Origin of the sequence: Amycolatopsis kentuckyensis, assembly GCF_041679295.1 — a bacterium.
GTDB lineage: Bacteria > Actinomycetota > Actinomycetes > Mycobacteriales > Pseudonocardiaceae > Amycolatopsis > Amycolatopsis kentuckyensis_A.
Genome location: NZ_JBGDMD010000007.1, coordinates 659085 through 675920, shown reverse-complemented (window position 1 = coordinate 675920; position 16836 = coordinate 659085). Strand labels below are relative to the sequence as shown.

At 72.3% G+C, this 16836-nt stretch carries 17 protein-coding genes; 8 read left to right on the top strand and 9 right to left on the bottom strand.

What is annotated here, in order from left to right:
- Positions 1–10: 10 nt before the first annotated feature.
- The 4 genes from ACERZO_RS32045 to ACERZO_RS32030 form a co-directional block, all read right to left on the bottom strand.
- Positions 11–1318, bottom strand: coding sequence for a WXG100 family type VII secretion target (locus ACERZO_RS32045; protein WP_372668888.1), 1308 nt, complete (start codon positions 1316–1318; stop codon positions 11–13).
- Positions 1315–1701 carry a hypothetical protein gene (locus ACERZO_RS32040; RefSeq protein WP_372668886.1) on the bottom strand — a complete coding sequence of 129 codons (387 nt, stop codon included), beginning with the start codon at positions 1699–1701 and terminating at the stop codon, positions 1315–1317. The genes ACERZO_RS32045 and ACERZO_RS32040 overlap by 4 nt, the downstream gene beginning before the upstream one ends.
- Before the next feature lie 100 nt (positions 1702–1801).
- Entirely contained in the window at positions 1802–2104 is a 303-nt protein-coding gene (locus tag ACERZO_RS32035) for a hypothetical protein (protein ID WP_372668884.1), read from the bottom strand.
- 18 nt (positions 2105–2122) lie between these two features.
- Positions 2123–2467, bottom strand: a complete 345-nt coding sequence (locus tag ACERZO_RS32030; RefSeq protein ID WP_155541946.1) for a WXG100 family type VII secretion target — start codon at positions 2465–2467, stop codon at positions 2123–2125.
- Positions 2468–2722: 255 nt separating this feature from the next.
- On the opposite strand from ACERZO_RS32030, the gene ACERZO_RS32025 reads away from it, so the two are divergent.
- Positions 2723–4153 carry a class I adenylate-forming enzyme family protein gene (locus tag ACERZO_RS32025; protein ID WP_372668882.1) on the top strand — a complete coding sequence of 477 codons (1431 nt, stop codon included), beginning with the start codon at positions 2723–2725 and terminating at the stop codon, positions 4151–4153.
- On the opposite strand, the gene ACERZO_RS32020 is transcribed toward ACERZO_RS32025, so the two are convergent.
- The 4 genes from ACERZO_RS32020 to eccCa all read right to left on the bottom strand — a co-directional run bounded on the left by ACERZO_RS32020 (position 4150) and on the right by eccCa (position 10155).
- Positions 4150–4635: a nucleotidyltransferase domain-containing protein gene (locus ACERZO_RS32020; protein WP_372668880.1), complete on the bottom strand. Its 486-nt coding sequence runs from the start codon at positions 4633–4635 to the stop codon at positions 4150–4152. The two genes, ACERZO_RS32025 and ACERZO_RS32020, sit on opposite strands and share 4 nt — an antisense overlap.
- Positions 4632–5075: a YdeI/OmpD-associated family protein gene (locus tag ACERZO_RS32015; protein ID WP_372668878.1), complete on the bottom strand. Its 444-nt coding sequence runs from the start codon at positions 5073–5075 to the stop codon at positions 4632–4634. The genes ACERZO_RS32020 and ACERZO_RS32015 overlap by 4 nt, the downstream gene beginning before the upstream one ends.
- A 55-nt stretch (positions 5076–5130) precedes the next feature.
- Positions 5131–5835 (bottom strand): S1 family peptidase, encoded by a 705-nt coding sequence (locus ACERZO_RS32010; protein ID WP_372668876.1) that lies wholly within the window; start codon positions 5833–5835, stop codon positions 5131–5133.
- 393 nt (positions 5836–6228) lie between these two features.
- The gene (gene eccCa, locus ACERZO_RS32005) at positions 6229–10155 is read right to left on the bottom strand and encodes a type VII secretion protein EccCa (protein WP_372668874.1); all 3927 of its coding nucleotides are present in this window, start codon (positions 10153–10155) and stop codon (positions 6229–6231) included.
- Positions 10156–10298: 143 nt separating this feature from the next.
- Here eccCa and ACERZO_RS32000 point away from each other — a divergent pair, with 143 nt between their 5' ends.
- The 7 genes from ACERZO_RS32000 to ACERZO_RS31970 are packed head-to-tail and all read left to right on the top strand — an operon-like array spanning position 10299 to position 16293.
- Positions 10299–11075, top strand: coding sequence for a WXG100 family type VII secretion target (locus ACERZO_RS32000; protein WP_372668871.1), 777 nt, complete (start codon positions 10299–10301; stop codon positions 11073–11075).
- Between the two features lie 30 nt (positions 11076–11105).
- A complete protein-coding gene (locus ACERZO_RS31995) occupies positions 11106–12173 on the top strand; it encodes a hypothetical protein (RefSeq protein ID WP_372668869.1) in 1068 nt (355 codons plus the stop codon).
- A gap of 2 nt (positions 12174–12175) precedes the next feature.
- On the top strand, positions 12176–13537 hold the full coding sequence (locus ACERZO_RS31990) for a WXG100 family type VII secretion target (RefSeq protein WP_372668867.1): 1362 nt from the start codon (positions 12176–12178) through the stop codon (positions 13535–13537).
- Positions 13537–14007: a hypothetical protein gene (locus ACERZO_RS31985; RefSeq protein ID WP_372668864.1), complete on the top strand. Its 471-nt coding sequence runs from the start codon at positions 13537–13539 to the stop codon at positions 14005–14007. Before ACERZO_RS31990 ends, ACERZO_RS31985 begins: the two co-directional genes overlap by 1 nt.
- Positions 14004–14324 carry a YbaB/EbfC family nucleoid-associated protein gene (locus tag ACERZO_RS31980; RefSeq protein ID WP_086674669.1) on the top strand — a complete coding sequence of 107 codons (321 nt, stop codon included), beginning with the start codon at positions 14004–14006 and terminating at the stop codon, positions 14322–14324. The genes ACERZO_RS31985 and ACERZO_RS31980 overlap by 4 nt, the downstream gene beginning before the upstream one ends.
- A complete protein-coding gene (gene eccD / locus ACERZO_RS31975; RefSeq protein ID WP_372668862.1) occupies positions 14324–15694 on the top strand; it encodes a type VII secretion integral membrane protein EccD in 1371 nt (456 codons plus the stop codon). Before ACERZO_RS31980 ends, eccD begins: the two co-directional genes overlap by 1 nt.
- 14 nt (positions 15695–15708) lie before the next feature.
- Entirely contained in the window at positions 15709–16293 is a 585-nt protein-coding gene (locus tag ACERZO_RS31970; RefSeq protein ID WP_372668860.1) for a DinB family protein, read from the top strand.
- A gap of 2 nt (positions 16294–16295) precedes the next feature.
- On the opposite strand, the gene ACERZO_RS31965 is transcribed toward ACERZO_RS31970, so the two are convergent.
- Positions 16296–16823 carry a DUF1062 domain-containing protein gene (locus ACERZO_RS31965; protein ID WP_372668858.1) on the bottom strand — a complete coding sequence of 176 codons (528 nt, stop codon included), beginning with the start codon at positions 16821–16823 and terminating at the stop codon, positions 16296–16298.
- Positions 16824–16836 lie beyond the last annotated feature (13 nt).

Sequence of the window (16836 nt, the reverse complement as noted above, 5' to 3'; positions counted from 1 at the left end):
CAGAAGGGAATCAGTACGCTTCGGGCTCTTCGCCGATGACCGGGGGCGCGACCGGGGCCGACTGGCCCCAGACGTTCTCCGTCTCCACCAGCCACGCCGGGATCCGGCGCCCGGAGCCCATGTCGCCGCCCCCGCCCATGCCCATCGGCATCATGGGCATCATCGGCATCGCGCCCTTGGCCGCCGACGCCGCCGCGGCTCCGGCCGCGCCGCCCGCGAGCCCGGACAGGGCGTTGCCCGCGCCGCCGTCGCCGGCCAGGCCGGAGTGCGCCGCCGGGCCGTCGCCCCCGCCGCCGATGCCGGCGCCGCCGGGGATGCCGCCGGCCCCACCCAGCGAAGGCGCGTCACCGCCGCCGATCGGGATACCGCCACCGGCGCCGCCTTCGACGCCCGCCCCGCCGCCGCCGAGCTTCGTGCCGGGCGCTTCTTCCTTGCTGTCCTTGGGGTCCTTGCCGCTGGCCCACGACGGCACCTTCGGCATGATCGAGCCGAACCGGCCGAACGCGGCGGCGGAAGCCGCGGCGAGCCCGGCGGTGAACATGTCGCCGAACAGCGGGTTCGACGTCGGCACGGACGTCCCGGGCTGCGGCGTGCCCGTCGAGGGCAGCGGGTGCCCGTCGGCCGGGGTGACGACGACGCCGGGATCGGTGACGCCGTTGCCCACCAGCCCGGGCGAACCGGCGCCGCCCGCGCCACCGCCGGCGGGCGGGGTCGCCGGGACCGGCACGGCGTTCGGCGACGCCGGGATCGACTCCTCGGCCACGGTGTATTCGCCGGCCAGCTCGGTCATCACGGCGATCGCCCTGCCGTGCGCGTTGCCGGCGGCGTTGGCCGCGGACTGCTGCGCCTCGACGTTCGCGATGGCCTGCTGGCGCTGCTGCGCCGCGGCCTGGATGACGGCGGGCGAAGCGTCCGGCGGCAGCAGCGGCGGGTTGACCGCGAGCGCGACGTCGGCGGGGGAGACGTCCGGCACCGCGACCGGCGGCGGCATCTCCTTCTTGGCCTTCACCAGCGCGTCGGCGGCGTCGTCGAGCATCACGTTCATCGCCTCGGCGGTCTGCGCCACCTTGGAGATGCCGTTCGCGAGGTCGACGATCATCCGCTGGTACTGGTCGGCCGCGCCGCCGGTCCACTGGTCCTTGAACTCGGTCAGCTCGCCGTTGAGGTTGTGGGCCTGCTCGTGCAGGTGCAGCGCGGCGGACTTCCACTTGTCGGCGGCGTGCCGCGCGCTGTTCGGGTCGCCGGCCTGGAGCATCGCGTAGAGCTGCTGGTGGCTGTACGCGGCGAAGTTCGTGTGCGCGGTGTTGTTCTTCGTCATCCCTTGCGGCTCCCGTCCGAGTCACCGAGGCCCAGCAGGCCCAGCACGGGGTCGAGCAGGTTCGTGACCGCGCCCGAGTGGTGGAGGTCCCCGGCCACCGCCTGGTCGGCGTTCTGGTAGCCGTCGGCGACCGTGGTGGTGACGTCCTGGGCGAACCCGATCGCGCTGCGGACCTGGTCGAGCAGGCCCTGCATCTCCGACACGGCCGCGCGGTGGGCGTCGGCGAGCGACCCGGCCTCGCCGAACTCGCCGAACAGCAGCGGCTCCTGGCCGAGCGTGAGCAGGAAGTCGTTCGGTTTCGACATCGCGTGGATCTGGGTTTCCAGCTCCCGCGCGAAGTCCTTCAGCGATTCCAGGTGGACGTAGTACGACTGGTCTGGCATCGGTCCCGGCTCTCTGGCGCGACGGCTGACATGGGGAAAGCCGGTCGGCCGGTGCGAGCGGGGGGTTTCCCGCACCGGCCGACCGACGTCTGGGCGCGGATCAGCCCGCGAACAGTCCCTGGTTGCGGTTCTCCAGCGTCTGCTGGAGGTCGTGCGCCTCGCCGACCTTGCCGCCGAACTGCGCGATGATGGCGACGATGTCCGCGGTGGCCTGGCGCAGCCGGGTCTCCGACTGGCGGGCCGCGTCACCGGCGGAGCTGCCGGAGGCGTACCAGGTCGCGGTGATCGGCTGCAGGTTCTGGTGCAGCTGCTCCAGCTGCGACGTGAGCGCCTTGGCCTTGGCGGCCAGGGAAGCCGAGCTGTGCTGCAGCGCGGCGAAGTTGATTTCGACGACGTCGGCCATGGTGGGCGTCCTCTCGGGTCAGGGGTTGAGGCGGGGGATCACGCCCGAGCCCTCGAGGGTGTTGCCGACCCCCTGGAAGCTCTGGTGGACGTCGGCGTCGCCGCGGCCGTAGTTCTGGTGGCTGGTGTGGACGAGCTGCGACATGGTGTCGAGCTCCTTCACCGCCACGGTCATCTTCTCCTGGAGCCGGCGCTGGAGGTCCCAGAACGCCACGGCCTGGTCACCCTTGTAGTTGCGCAGGGCCTCGGTCAGCTCGGACTCCAAGCTGGCCATCGTGGACTTGGCGTTCGTCGCGGTTTCCTCGAAACCCTGGACGGCGCGCGTCATGGCAGCGGAATCTGCCTGGAATCCCGGACTGGACATCGACGGGCCACCTCCTTCCTGAAGCGAATTCCCCTGGCGCGGTGGTCCGCGCGGTGTGAAAGTCACGCTAGAAAAGAGCCTGGTGTGGTCAAACGGCACAACTGCCGGTCGTGGTGACGGCACTTATACCCACAGGGGTCGCGCCGGTGCCGCGTCTGCCATGGCAGACGGGGAAAACCGCTGGTCAGCGCGATTCTGCCGAAATTCTGAGATCCGCCCGGTAGACCGGGGCGCCCCGGGCGAAAGGCGGTCGAGATGGTCCACCCGCAGGCACTGCTGGACGAGCTGGGGCGCGCCCCGGACGTTCCCGCGTTCGAACACGGCTCGCGCGTCACGTCGCGCGGCGAGCTGCGGGAACTGACCGGCCGGTTCACCGCGGGCCTGCGGGCGGCCGGGCTGGGGCCGGGGGACGGCGTCGGCATCGCCACCGCCGTCACGCCGGAGGGGTTCGCCGCGATCATCGCCGCGCACGTGCTGGGCTGCCGGGTCGTCGGGGTGCGGCCCGGCTTGCCGGTGCCGCAGCTGCGGCACGTCCTCGGCGACGTCGCCGCGCTGGTCGTCGACGCCGCGTCCGAGTCGCCGGAGCTGCTGGGCACCGTGGCCGGCGTGCCGATCCTGCGCGTCGGGCCCGAACTGCTCGCCGGCTACGAAGAACCCGTGCCGCAGGGACGGCCGGACGACATCGCGACGGTCGTGTTCACCAGCGGCAGCACCGGCGTGCCGAAGGGCGTCGCCTACGACTACCGCGCGCTGACCGAGGGCCGGGTGTGGCGGCCCCCGGTCCCCGGTTCGAACCACGAGCGGCTCGGCGCCGGGTTCGGCCGGTACCTGCTGTTCGGCACGCTCACCAGCGCGGTGATGCTCGAACAGCTGGGGGTGTGCCTGCTCGCCGGCGGGACCGCGGTGGTCCCGGAGGAGCTGCCGGACTTCCCGTGGGTGCTGCCGCGGCTGCGGATCACCGCGGCGCTGATGACCGTGCCGCGCCTGCACCAGGTGCTCGAAGTGCTGCGCGAAGAGGACGTCGACCTGAGTTCGCTGCGGGTCCTGATCGTGGCGGGGTCGCCGGTGCCGCCGCACCAGCTCGCCGAAGCGGCCGAACGGATCGGGCCCGCGATGCACCACGCGTACGGCCAGACCGAGACCGGGATGCTGACGATCTGCCCGGCCGGCGAGGGGCTCGGCTCGGTGGGCAAGGCCTGCGACACGGTGGAGATCGAGAGCCGCGACGGCGAGATCTGGGTGCGCACACCGTCGGCGTTCGCGGGCTACTGGCGCGACCCGGCGACGACGGCGGAGGTGCGGCGCGACGGCTGGGTGCGCACCCAGGACCTCGGGTTCCTGGACGAGGCCGGGTACCTGCACCTGTCCGGGCGCGCCCGCGACGTCGTGATCGTCAACGCGGTCATCCACTACACCGGCCCGATCGAGCGGGCGATCGCCGCGCACCCGGACGTCGACCAGGCGTACGTCGTGGCGGTGCCGGACCCGGTGACGGGCGAGGCGGCGCACGCGTTCGTGGTGCCGGTCCCGGGCCGCGAGCCGGACCTCGACGCGGTCGGCAAGGCGGTGGCAGCGGAGCTGGGGGAGGCGGCGGTGCCGGCGCGGTTCAGCTTCGTGGGCGCGGTTCCCGTGGCCCCGTCGGGAAAGCCGGACAAAGCCGCGCTGCGACGGTCTGTGGTGGACTAGAAGTGGGTTTCGACCTTGAAGGCCTCGCGGAGGTGGCGCATGTCCGCGAGGTCGTGCGGCCGCGGCTCGTAACCCTGGTGGAAGAAGACCTGCTGCGCCACCGAAATGCACGGCACGGGGACGCCGAGGATCCATCCGGTGACGAAGCAGTCCGCGGGGTAGGGGAAGGTTCCGCCGTGGTCGTCGGCGGCCTGGACGGCGGAACCGTCTTCGGCGAAGACCAGCGGGTGCAGGTCGAGTTCGTTCGTGCCGTCGGAGAGGACGAACCGGACCGGGCGCAGGTCGAGCGTCTCGCGGTAGCCGAGGGCGGCCAGCGCCGTCAGGACGTCGTCTTCCTGCTCGCGGCGGTGGAGCAGGTCGAGGTCGCGGTGCTCGCGCGTCCGGTGGCCGAGGAGGGCGTCGATGCCCCAGCCGCCCGCCAGCCACACCCCGGCCGGGCGCACGGCGTCGAGGACGCGCAGGACCGTGGCGGCGTCCGTCACTTGCCGGCGCGCAGGTCGGTGATCACCTTGGCGACGCGCCGCTGCCGGGTTTCGGCCGTCTTCGCCTGGCCGATCGGCAGCACGAACCGCTGCTTCGCGCTGTAGGAGAGGCTTTCGAACCGGGCGCGCGCGGTGTCGTCGGCGGAAAGCGCTTCCGCCAGGTCCGCGGGGATCTCCAGCTCGCGCGGGGCGGTGTCCAGCGCGAGCTCGACGTCGACCTCGTCTCCGGCGGCGACCCCGGCTTTCTCGCGGTTCTCGGCGCTGAGCGGGACCAGGTACTGCCCGCCGCGGCTCGCGACCGTCGTCCGGTAGGTGTGACCGCCGAGCGTCACGGTGACCGCGGGCTTCTTGCCGGCGCCGAGCGCTTCGACGACGGCGTCGGGCACCGGCAGCCCGGTCGCCGTCTTGCCGCCGAGCAGGACCTGCGTGCGGAACTCCATGCCCGCGAGTATGCCGCGTGCCGGCCTCCCGGGCGGAGAGGCCGGCACAGGTGGGTCAGACGCCGGCCGTCGTGCGGATCCAGCTGCGGCTCGACGCGATGCTCGCGTAGTTCTGCGTGCCCTGGGTGTTCGACCCGGAGTTGTTGCCGGTGGAGCACACCCCGACCTGGACGCCGTTGTAGAGCTCCGGCCCGCCCGAGTCGCCGTGCCACGCCGAGCCGTTGACGCCCTGGCTGGCGATGGCGGTGCCGCCGAACGCGTCGGAGCTGAGGCCCGTGACGCGGACGTTGGCGGTCTTGAGGGTGGTCGACGGCGGGCTGGTGCCCTCGGTGCGGCCCCAGCCGTAGATCTGGTTGGTCGACCCGGTGGGCGGGTTGCCGGTGCCGAGCTTCATGTACGTCGTGTTCACCGCCGTCGTGAGGTGAAGCAGCGCGATGTCGCCGTTGGGCGAGGCCTTCTGCTGGTCGACGGCGGCGTTCGTGCCTTGCTGGAGCGTCACGTTGCCGACCTTGACGTGCATGCCCGGCGAGTTCAGGCAGTGCCGGGCGGTGAGCACCCACTGCGGGGCGATGATGGTCCCCGAGCACTCGAAGCCGCCGTAGGTGGTGACGTTGTTCCAGTAGATCTGGGCGCCCCACGGCGCGGAGGAGACGGTGCTCCCGCCGATGATGTCCTCCTGGGCGTCCGCAACCCCCGCTGAGACCAGGCTCAGCGCCGCGGCGGCGGCACCCACCGCGGCAACAGCCCTCGACATTCGCATGAAAATGCCCTTCGGCCAGGTGATCCGGATGTCGGCCCCGAAACCGGGCGACGAGCACAAAAGTAAGTTCGTGGACGACTGCCGGGTACCTACCGAAGTCGGTAACTTGCCGACCGTGACGGGTGCTCTTGTCCGGGTTGGCGGCCACTGGAGTTCGGCGCGAGGGGGGACACATGACTGCGCACGATCCTGAGCTGTTCGACGAGCTGATGCGCGAAGTACGCCACCGCGCCCGGCCGACGCGTGGTCGCGGTGCTCGTTCTCGGGTCTGTTGTCGGTAGCCGGCTTGCTCGCCTACCGGGCCGCCAACCAGCCTGAGCAACTGCCCGAGGGCACCAAGCGGTCTGCTACTACCGCTTCACCGCCGCCGAAATGACCACGCCCGTGCGCTAGCTAGCTCTCCGCCGGCTTGGTCCACGCCACCTGCACGAGCCCCGTGCCGTGCCGGCGCGACACCAGCGTTCCCCGGCCCGGCGGCTGCGGTGACGGCTTGACGTCCGCCAGCAACGCCCCCTCGTCCTTCGTCCCCGACATGATCAACCCCGGCGAGCCCAGCTCCCGCAGCCGCTGCAGGACCGGCTCGAACAACGCCCGCCCGGCGCCTCCCGAACCGCGCACGATGATCACGTGCAGGCCGATGTCCCGCGCCTGCGGCAGGAACTCCAGCAACGGCTGCAACGGGTTCCGCCCGACCGTCGCCACCAGCTCGTAGTCGTCCACCAGGACGAACAGCTCCGGCCCGCGCCACCACGAGCGGTTGCGCAGCTGCTCCGGCGTCACCGACGGCCCCGGCAGGCGGTTGCGCATCGCGGTCGCGCACTCCGTGATCAAGTCCGTCAGCTTGCCCTCCGCGCCCGCGTAGCCCAGCAGGTGCGGCTCGGACACCGCGCCCAGCAGGCCACGGCGGTAGTCCGCGACGATGATCGCCGCCTCCTCCGGGCTGTACTTCGACGTGATGCCCTGGGCCAGCGCACGCAGCAGCGACGACTTCCCCGACTCCACGTCGCCGAACGCCACGAAGTGCGGGTCCGCCGCGAAGTCCAGGTGCACCGGCCGCAGCGTCGACTCCGCGATCCCCAGCGTGACCTGCTTGCCCGGGGCCGCCGGCAACCCGTCGAGGGGCACCTCCGGCGGCAGCAGCCGGACCTGCGGCGCGCGCGGGCCCTTCCACGCGTCCGAAATCCGGCGCACGAGGTCGACGCCGCCCGCGCCGATCGTCTCCGGGCGCTGGTCGCCGTCGATGCGGGGGAGCGCCGCCAGGAAGTGGAGCTTCTCCGCCGTGATGCCGCGGCCGGGCCGGTCGGCCGGGACGTTGACCGCGACCTTGCGGTCGATCGAGGAGTCCATCGGGTCGCCGAGGCGCAGCTCGAACCGCGTGCCGATCGCGTCGCGCAGCTGGGCGCGGACGCCGATCCACTGGTTGAGCGAGACGATCACGTGGATGCCGAACCCGAGCCCGCGAGCGGCGAGCCCGGTGATCTGCTCCTCCAGCTGCTCGTACTCCTGCCGGATCGTGGTCCAGTTGTCCACGAACAGGAACACGTCGCCGAACTCGCGGCCGTCGGTGCTCTCGGTGAACTCCGCGCGCCGCTGGCGGAACGTCGTGATCGACTCGATCCCGTGCGCGGAGAAGTACTCCTCGCGCTGTTCCAGCAACGTCGTCAGCTCGGCGACGACCCGGCGGCAGCGCTGCGCGTCGCGGCGGGTGGCGTAGCCGGACGTGTGCGGCAGCCCGGCGATCGGGGCCAGCGCGCCGCCGCCCATGTCGAGGATGAACAGCTGCACCTCGGCCGGGGTGTGGGTCAGCGCGAGCATGCCCGCGATGTCCTTCATCAGCGTCGACTTGCCGCTCTGCGGGGCGCCGACGATCAGCGCGTGCCCGCCCGCGCCGGAGAAGTCGGCCCACAGCATGTCCCGGCGCTGCTCGAACGGCTTGTCCACCAGCGCGACCGGGATCGTCAGCTTGCCGTTGCCGCCCCAGCCGAGCGGGCACAGGCCGCGCGCGGCGTCCTCGCCCAGCGGCGGCAGGAGCTGCTCCAGCGTGGGCGGTTCGGCCAGCGGCGGCAGCCAGATCTGGTGCGCGGCCGGCCCGCGGCCCTCCAAGCGCGAGAGCATCGCGTGGATGATCGTTTCGCCGCTGCCGTCGGCCTTCGGCGCGTCTTCGATTTCGGTCGTCACCGGGATCTCCACCGGCGCCAGGGAGAACGGCAGCACGCCGAGCTCCTGCCCGTCCTCGCGCACGACCGTGCTGCGCGGCGGCAGCTCCCCGGAGACGTACGCGGCCTTGAGCCGGATCAGCGAGTCGGTGTCGGCCTTCAGGTACGCCGACCCCGGCACCGGCGGCAGGTGGTAGGCGTCGGCGACGCCCAGCACCGCCCGGCTCTCCGCCGCCGAGAACGTCCGCAGGCCGATCCGGTACGACAGGTGGGAATCGAGCCCGCGCAGCCGGCCCTCTTCCAGCCGCTGCGACGCGAGCAGCAGGTGGATGCCGAGGGATCGCCCGAGCCGGCCGATCGCGACGAACAGGTCGATGAACTCCGGCCGCGCGGACAGCAGCTCGCTGAACTCGTCGATGATGACCAGCAGCGACGGCAGCGGCTCGAGCGGCGTGCCGTCCGCCCGCGCCTTCTCGTAGTCGCGCACCGACGCGTAGTTCCCGGCCGCGTGCAGGAGTTCCTGGCGCCGCAGCAGTTCGCCGTTCAGCGCGTCGGCCATGCGGTCGACCAGCGCGAGGTCGTCGGACAGGTTCGTGATGACGGCGCAGGTGTGCGGCAGGTCCGTCATCCCGGCGAAGGTCGCGCCGCCCTTGAAGTCGATCAGCGCCAGGTTCAGCGTCTCCGACGAGTGCATCACGGCCAGCGCCGTCACCAGCGTCCGCAGCAGCTCGCTCTTGCCGGATCCGGTCGCGCCGATGACCAGGCCGTGCGGGCCCATCCCGCCCTCGGCCGACTCCTTGAGGTCCAGGTCCACCGGCCGGCCCTCCGGGTTGACGCCCAGCGGGATCCGCAGCCGGTCCCGCGCCGCGCGCGGCGCCCACGTCACGGTCGTGTCGGTGTCGCGCGGGTCGCCGATGCCGAGCAGTCCGGCCAGCCCGAACGTCGACGACATCGGCTTTTCGCCGACGACGGCGGCGGGGGTGTGCAACGGCGTCAGCATGCGGGCCAGCGCTTCCGCGGCGCCGCGGTCGAGGACGTCCGGGCGGCCGAGGAACCCGAGCCGCTGCTCGGAGGCGTCGCCGACGACCATGCCGAGGGAGTCGGGGGCGGTGTGCAGGCTCAGCAGCCGCTCGGTCGAGAACGTCCGCGGGTGCTCCTGCCCGATCTCGAGGACCGTGACGCCGAGCCGGCCGTCCTCGCCGATCAGCCGGGTCTCGCCGTGGGCGTTGCCGCCGTCGACGACGACGATCAGGTGCGGCAGGTCGAGCTCCGCCGCCGCGCGGCGGCTGAACGCGGGGCGTTCGCCGAGGTCGGCGCCGAGCAGCTCGGCCAGGCCGGCCGCCGAGTCGGCCGCCAGGCGCCGGGACCCGACGGCGTCGGTCGCGCCGGCCGCGGTCGCGTGCGGCAGCCACTTCGCCCATTCCCAGTCGTGCTGCCGGTCCGCCGAGACGCACAGCGCGACCCGCAGGTCGGCGGGGGAGTGGAAGGTGACGAGCTGGCACAGCAGCGCGCGCGACAAGCCGAGCACGTCCGGCCGGCGTCCGGCCACGGTGACCGCGGCGAACGAGCGCAGCGACAGCGCCACCGGCAGCCCGTCGACCGTCGAGTAGGTGCGGATGAAGTGCTTGAGGCTGGTGGAGGACACCGGGTCCAGGTCCTCCAGCGGCACGGTCTGCGGGGCCTTCAACGGTGTCGCGAGCCGCTGGGGGCCGGTGCCCGCGCGGACCTGCGCGAACTGGCCGTCGGTGCGCCGCCGGTCCCACAGCTGCCCGGTTTCGACGTAGGCCCAGAGGTCGGCCGGATCGGGCTGGAGCGCGATCATGGCCGCGCGCTGGCCGTCGGCGATGTCGCGGACCTGGCTGCGCAGGCCGGAGAGGTACCGCTGGTAGTCGCGGCGCTCGTCGTTGATCTGCGCCTTCTTCGCCATGCCGCCGCGGCCCAGCGACATCACGACCATGCCGCCCATCGCGCAGATGAACAGGGCGCCGAAGATCCAGGTCATCACCCCGCCGTCGCGTCCGATGTAGACGAACGACATGGCGCCCATGCCGAGCATCATCGGCAGGAACATCATCAGCTGCACCATCCCGCCGGACGAGCTCTTCGGGAGCATCGGCGGCGACTGCAGCACGATCTCGGCGGGGCGCTCGGGCGAGAGGCTCATGTAGCAATGCTCCAGCGGATCGGAACGGCTCTGACCGGTATTTTGGCCACTTGCCGTCGTCGCGCGGTGGGTACTTTTGCCGTCCGCCCGCTTCCGGGGCCGAACTTACGCTCTGCCGAGCAGCCACCCGCGGAAGGAGAGCCATGGCCGGCGAGTACCGGGCTGAGCCCGAGGCGATGCGCTCTTCCGTCGGGAACGTCGGAGGCATCATCGCCCACGGCATCAACGCGGTTTCCGACCTCGAACGCCTGGTCGTGCAGCCGATGTCGTTCGCCGGCTTCGGCAGTGCCGTGGCCGCCGCGAACGCGGCGCTGCACTCCGGCCAGGTGACCGCCGTCCGCACGCTCCTGCAGCTGCTGCAGCAGATCAACGGCCTGGTCAAGGCCAGCGCCGACGCCTACCAGGCGGCCGACGAGGCCACCGCGGCCGGCTACGGCGGCGGTCACGACGGCTCGGCGGCGCCGACGTCGTCGATCTGGGGTAGCCCGCACGCCTCGGAGCTCGCCACCCTGGCGATCAACGACAGCGCGGGCGCCCACGGCGAGCCGTCGTCGGTCGGGAACGTGCTGCGCTACCTGGGGGACGCGCGGCTCGGGCGGCTCGGCGACCACCCGATCACCGACACCCGCTTCCACGGGGTCGCCGACTTCAACGACTGGCTGGCCGGCGACGCCGACAACCAGGCGCGCGTCGGGCTGATCGAGGTCTACGCCGGCACCGCGCGCACCTTCTCCGACGTCCCCGGCGGCGTGCACAGCGGGGACGTCGTGGTCGTGGAGCCGCTGCTGTTCTCCGACCGCCAGCCGGTCATCGGCGTCGCCGGCGACGGCGGCCGCCTCTACAACCACGGGCTCCTCGACGCCCGCATCAGCGGACTGGCCAAGGTCAGCGTGTACCGGCCCGCGTCCGTCGTCGCCTGATCGTCCGTCCTTGAATCTCTGTGAGGTCCGATGCTGACTTTCCCGAACTCCAGCGCGATGGACGCGACCGCGTCCTCGGGCGGGCCGATCACCATCCTGCCGCAGATCGTCACCGGCCAGCCCGAGCAGATCGCGAAGCACGTGGCGGACCTGGTCCGCAAGGCCGAGCAGTTCCTCAGCATGTACAACGAGCTGACGAAGGCCGCCGACCAGCTCGGCAAGATCTGGTCCGGCGCGGCGAGCGAGTCGGCGCTGAAGAAGATCTCCGACTCCCTCGACCAGCTCACGAAGATCATCGGCGTGGTGCAGAAGGGCGCCGAGCTGCTCGGCGTCTCCGGCACGCTGATCAAGACCGCGCAGGAGGCCTACCGCGCGGTGGTCTCGGCGGTGAACCCGACCGTCGCCGCGCTGATGTCGAACTGGTGGACCTACGGCGCGGCGGTCGCTTTGTCGACCGCGACGAGCGCGTCGCTGCGGGCGTTCATCACGGCGATCGGCGCGCTGCTCAAGGCGCTGGGCGCGGTCGACCTCGCCCAGCAGATCACGCAGCTCGCGCAGGTCATCGGCCAGATCGAGAAGCTCTTCCACCACGACTCCGGTAGTTCGGGCGCGACGACGCCGTCGATCGGGAACACCCCGGTCACGGCGCCCCAGGCCCCGTCGCCGGTGGCGAGCCCGTCGGGGCAGCAGGCGGTGGCGGGCGGGAGCGGCGGGGGGATCCCGCAGCAGCCTTCGTTCACCGACTACACCCCGCCCGCGCTCGCCACCGGCGGCGGTTCCAGCACTTCGGGCGTGCCGGTCTCCGGCAACGGCAGCCCGCTGAACCCCGCGAACAGCTGGATCGCCGTGGACCCGGCGCAGCACGGCGCGACCGTGCCGACGCAGCCGGCGCCGGTCACCCAGCCCGCGCCGGTCACCCAGCCGTCCGCGCCGGCGCCGGTGCACAGCGCCGACGAGGTCGTCATCCACACCAACCTCACCACCGGTGAGTCCACTGTGGAGGCTCCGGGCGGCCAGGACTTCGACCTCGACATCGACCTGGACTACAACGGCAAGCACTTCAGCCAGCACGTCGGCTACGACGCCGCCGGGAACTAGCCGTGTGGTCCTCGGGGGTCGTCGACGCGTCGGGGGTGGTCAGCTCCGTGCTGTCCGGGTACCGGCGCGTCCTGGTCGAATGCCGGAGACGCGTCACCGGTGACCCCGGTGCGCTCAGTGCCGCGGCGCAGCGGGTCGCCACCCAGGCCTCGACGGTTTCGGGCAAGGCTCGCGAAGTCGGCGAGTCGGCCAAGACGCTGCACGCGGACTGGGACGGCGACGCCTACACGGCGTTCGCGACGGCGGCCGGGAAGCTCGGCGAGGAGCTCACCGACGCCGCCGCGAAGCTCGATGACCAGGCGCAACGGCTCTCGACGGCGTCGCAGCTGGTGCAGTCGGCGAAGGCCGCGGTCGACTCGGTCATCGCCCAGTTCGACCAGTACGCCCAGCAGCTGACCGCGCAGGCGCGCGCGGTGAACTCCGGCTCGGTCGGCGCGTTCATCCAGGCCGCGCGGCAGCTGGGGGAGCAGAGCGTGCAGGCCGCGCGCCAGGTCGTCGACGAGTTCTCCGAAGCTCTCGCCGAGCTGTTCCCGCCCGAAGGCACGCAGCGGCTCGAACACAAGCTGGGCAAGAAGACCCGGGGCCCGCTGGGCTGGCTCAACGGCAGCACGCTCGACGGGCGCAAGCGGCCGCGGGGCGCGCCGTCGTGGTTCAAGAACTCAGGCTGGAAGAAGCTCACCTGGGACGGTCTCGAAGGTACGCGCGCGCCCAAGAAGGCGGACACGCCGTTCGGCCAGCCGAAGCCCGAGAGCGTCAAGGACAAGCTCGGCCGCAACACCGAGATCACGTACTACAAGTTCAAGCACGAGCAGGACGGCTTCACCCCGGAGTACGACGGCAAGGTCACCTCGAAGGGCTGGGATGTCGGCGCGTCCGGGCACACCGAACTGGCCGCGGTCAAGGAAGAGGCCGAGCTCAAGGGCGACTGGGGCCCGGCCGCGGCGCACGCCAAGGGCACGATCTTCGCCGGCGGCGAGGCGAGCGCGTCCGGCACGATCGGGGCGCACGGCGTCGGCGCGCACGCGAACGTCTTCGCCGGCGGCAAGATCGAGGGTGAGGTCGCCGCGGACGTCGCCGGCATCGGCGTCGGCGCGAACGGGACCCTGCAGTACGGCATCGGCGCGCAGCTCGACGCCCAGGCCACCTACGACGCCGGGCACCTCAAGGTCAACTTCAAGGCGGGCGCGGCCCTCGGCCTCGGCGCCGGGGTCGGCGCGAAGATCGACATCGACCTGCCGAAGCTCGGGCACACGATCGGCGAGTACGGCGGCGCCGCCGTCGACGCCGTGAGCCACGCGGCCTCCGACGCGGCCGACGCCGTCGGATCCGCTTGGGACGACGCTGTTTCGTACGTGGGGCTGTGATGACCCTTCCCCTCGACTTCGTCATCCCGGACGGCTGGACCGCCGTCGACCCGGGCGGCTCCGGCGCGGTGTTCGTCGCCGTGCACGACGCCGCGCCGGGCGAGTTCGTCCCGAACATCACCGTGAGCGTCCAGCAGCGGCCGGACGGCGCGTCGATCGACGCCATCGCGGAGGAAGCCGTCGAACGCCTTTCGCGCACGCTGGCCGGGCTCGAAGTCCTGAGCCGCCGCGACGTCGGCGCCCCGGCCGCGCCCGGTGTCATGCAGCTGCTGCGCCTGCGCACCGGCGAAGGCGACGAGCTGATCCAGACCCAGGTGCACCTGACCGTCCCCGGCACCACGCCGGGGGAACGGCTGGTGCTCGAGCTCGCCTGCACGGCCGCGCCCGCGACCGCGCGGCGGCTCTCACCCGGTTTCCAGCGGTTCGTGGGCAGCGTCCACGTCCGCCAGCACGAAGGGACGCAACAGTGACCGATCCGTACGCGGTGCCGGACATGGACGAGCTGCTCGCCCAAGTGCGCAAGCAGACCGAAGAGGTCCAGCGGATCCAGCGCACCGTCGAGGCGATGGAGGTCAAGGCGCACTCGCGGCAGAACGAGGTCACCGTCACCCTCCGCGGCGACGGGCGCTTCACCTCGATCGACATCGACCCCCGCGCGATCCGCGAGTACGACGCCCGCAACCTCTCGGAGATCGTCCTCGAGGCGGTGAACGCCGGGCTGCAGAAGCTCGCCGAGGCGTCCAACGCCAAGTTCGCCCCGGTCATCTCGGCCGCCAAGAACGTCTGATGACCGCTTCTCTGACCGGCACGACGCGCCGGGTCACGGTGGTGACCCCGCGGGCCCGCGTCGACGTCGCCCTGCCGCAGCAGTCGACGTTCGCCGAGCTGGTGCCGCAGCTCGTGCGGCTGGCCGGGGCCGCCGGGCAGGCGTCGGCCGAACACCCGGGCTGGGTGCTGTCCCGGCTCGGCGGCGCGCCACTCGCCCTGGGCTTGAGCGTCGCGGCCGCCCAGATCCGCGACGGCGAAGTGCTCCACCTGACCCCGCGGGAACGCCCGCGGGGCCCGCTGCTGTTCGACGACGTCATCGACTCGATCGCCAGCGTCGCCGACTCGTCCGGCGGCTGGGGCCCGGCGGTCGCACGCCGGTCCGGGTTGGTGGCGGCGGTGGTGCTGCTGCTGGCCGGCGGCCTCCTGGTGCAGGCGGCGGCGTCCGGCAGCGTCCTGGCCCCGGTCGGGACCGGGTTGCTGGCGCTGGTCCTGCTCCTCGGCGGCGGCGCGCTGAGCCGCGCGTACGGCGACGCCGAGGCGGGCGCGGCCGGTTCCTTGGCGGGAGTCGGCGTCGCGTTGCTGGCCGGGATGTCCGTGCTGCCACCGCACCCGCTGTTCTCGCTGTCGGCGGGCCCGCTGGCCGCGGGCCTGGCGGCGGTGACGGTCTACGGCGTCCTGGCGGCGGTCTCGGTGGCGGACCGGTTGCCGTGGTTCGTGGCGATCACGAGCGCGGCGGGCTTCGGCGCGCTGACTACGGGCGTGGTCCTGCTGGCGGGCGTTTCCCCCGTGTCGGCGGCGGCGGTGGTCGCGGTGCTGGCCACGGCGCTGGCGGCGGTGGCCCCGATGCTGGCGTTGCGCCTGGCCCGGCTACCGCTCCCGCGCGTCCCGGACGACATGGAGGCGTTCCGCGCGGACGAGCAGCCGTCGCTGGGCACGGAGATGATCGGCCGCACGTCCCGCGCGCAGGCGGTGCTGACCGGGTTGCTGGTCGGCCTCGGGCTGGTGGCGCTGGCCGCTTCGGTGGTGCTTTCCACGGGTGGGCCTTGGGAAGCGGGGCTGGCCGGGGTGCTGGGCGTGGCGTGGATCCTGCGGTCGAGGTCGTACGCGGGCCGCGTCCAACGCCTGGTCCTGGTCGGTTTCGGCGTGCTGTCGCTGGTGTCCGCGGGCGTGTGGCTGGTGGCCTCGGGCGACCGCACGGTCGTGTTCGCGGCGGGCTGCGCGGTGGTCGTGGCGGCGGCGGTGTGCCTGGTGTACGCGACGCGGGTGGCGCGCGGACTGCGTTCGCCTTACTGGTCGCGGCTTTTGGACGTGTCGGAGTTCTTGGTGTTGCTGTCGCTGGTGCCGTTCGTCGGCATGATCGCCGGGGTTTACGAAGCCGTCCGCGGCTAGGATAGCTTCGTCGCATGACCTCCGATCCCAAGGACGATCTGCGGCGATACCTGCAGACGGCGCGCGACGCGCTGGTGTGGAAGCTCGACGGCCTTTCCGAGTACGACATGCGCCGCCCGATGACGCCCACCGGCACCAACCTGCTCGGCCTCGTCAAGCACCTGGCCGGGGTCGAGCTCGGGTACTTCGGCGACACCTTCGGCCGGAAGTTCCCGGAGCCGCCCCCGTGGTACGACGCCATGGACGACGATCCCGGCGTCGACTTCTGGGCGTCGGAGGACGAGTCGCGCGACGACATCGTCGGGCTCTACCGGCGCGTCTGGGCGTTCGCGGACGAGACCATCGAGGCGAACCCGCTGGAGGCGGTCGGTGAGGTCCCGTGGTGGCCGCCGGAGCGCCGCGAGACGACGCTGCACCGGGTGCTGGTGCACGTGATCGCCGAGATCAACCGGCACGCCGGCCACGCCGACATCGTCCGTGAACTCGTCGACGGCGGCGCCGGCTTGCGGGCCGACGCGTCGAACCTGCCCGATCAGGACGCGGACACGTGGGCGGAGTACCGCGAGAAGCTGGAGCGGGTCGCCCGCGCGGCCGGGTAGCGTCACCGTTTGAGCGTGAAGGCGAAGCCACTCGAGAGCCGGCTGTCCAACCGGACCGCCGACACGAGTTTCCCTTCCACCAAAAGCCTTTCGACCTCGGCGCGCGGCAGGGCGCACCCTTCGGCGATCAGCCGCACCGGCCGGACGGGGATCGGCGCGGCGAACCGGACCCCCACCTCGATCACCTCGCGATCGAGGTGGTCCGTTCCGCCGGTGTCTAGACGCCAAGCGCCCTCCCAATCGAGGGCGACGCGGTTGCGGCGCACCAGACCCCCGTCCTGAAGCAGCTCGGCGGCCAGGCCGGGATCGTTGTGGTGCAACCGATCCAGCAGTTCAGGCCGGACCGCTCGGACGTTCGTCCGCTCGAAGACCGTGAGCTTTACCGTGTCCCCGCAGCCCGTGCAGAGCGCGAGGAGCCAGGCGTCGATCAGCTTGTGGTGGGCGTTGACCCGGAACTTCCCGGTCGTCCGGAAGCGGTCCGCCGCGCACGCGTGGCAACGGCGGCGGACGAGCGGCAGGCGGGTGGGCATGACAAACCAATGG